Origin of the sequence: Vibrio sp. Vb0304 (assembly GCF_033338995.1) — a bacterium.
Taxonomy (GTDB): Bacteria; Pseudomonadota; Gammaproteobacteria; order Enterobacterales; family Vibrionaceae; genus Vibrio; species Vibrio alginolyticus.
Genome location: NZ_JAWOTT010000375.1, coordinates 1 through 1,029, shown reverse-complemented (window position 1 = coordinate 1,029; position 1,029 = coordinate 1). Strand labels below are relative to the sequence as shown.

2 protein-coding genes are annotated in these 1,029 nt (G+C 42.1%); both read right to left on the bottom strand.

Going from position 1 to position 1,029, the window contains the following annotated elements:
- Window positions 1-215 precede the first annotated feature (215 nt).
- A complete protein-coding gene (locus tag R7P35_RS26365) occupies window positions 216-677 on the bottom strand; it encodes an MSHA biogenesis protein MshF (RefSeq protein WP_005456302.1) in 462 nt (153 codons plus the stop codon).
- A gap of 3 nt (window positions 678-680) precedes the next feature.
- Window positions 681-1,029, bottom strand: a 349-nt coding sequence (locus R7P35_RS26360; protein ID WP_318093451.1) for a type II secretion system F family protein, incomplete at its 5' end; no start/stop codon positions are given.

Here is a 1,029-nt window from a genome sequence, read left to right as displayed (position 1 = left end):
AACGGTTTGGGGCAGCAACGTTCACTAAAACTGACCGTGAAGTGGATACTGTATCTACCGCTTGAGCAGAATGACGAATCGCCATTATTCCGAAAAGGTTTGATAACAAAGGTAATCATTTTATGGTTTACCTTTTATTACAACCTTAGGCTTATGGTAATGTTTGCATTATACCGACTTTCATTCCCATTTATAGTACTTAAGTGTCAAAAAATTCACTCCGCCGACATTTCGACGTCTATTATCAGTCGATTAGCGGTAGACATAACTACAATTGTTTGGCCACTTTCGTAAGTATAGTTGCAGATATAACGATTACTTTTGATTGTTCCGCTAATATCTAATAACTCACTAGCCATAATCTTACGTTGCGGATAATGAACAGCTAACCAATATCCGCAATCGAGTACGCCTTGTTGTGTGAACGGCGACACCAATCCCCCTTCAGTCATGGTGAGTTGAAAACCATCCATTTCCATATGATTGGGCTCACCTTGCACTAACCACGCTTGGTGATAACGCTGAACACTGTCTAGCATCCAAACCTTTGCGAGTTTTGCACCTGTCGCTTGTGCTTCTTCAGTGACTGGCTGCAATTTAATCGCCATTCCAACCACGATGATGACCGCAACTAAGCCAAACATAATAAGCGTTGCTCGGCTTTGATTCTCAACCACGCATTAGCCGCCTTTGATGATGTCCAGCATCCCCCACATTGGTAAGAAAATACCCAATGCAAGTACCATCACCATCCCAGCGACAATGACCAAAAGTAACGGTTCTATTCTTGCCGTCAGTGTTTTAAGGTCATAATCCACTTCTCGATCATAAAAATCTGAGACTTCGAGCAAAAGTTCATCAATACGACCCGTTTCTTCACCAACTGCAATCATTTGAATAACTAATGGCGTAAAAATATTGCTGTTGATGGCTGTAACAGAGATGGTGCTACCCGCTTCGATGGCTGCTTTCATCTCTAAAATTCGATTTTCTAAAAAGCGGTTACCCAATGCTTCACCAGCAAGTGCC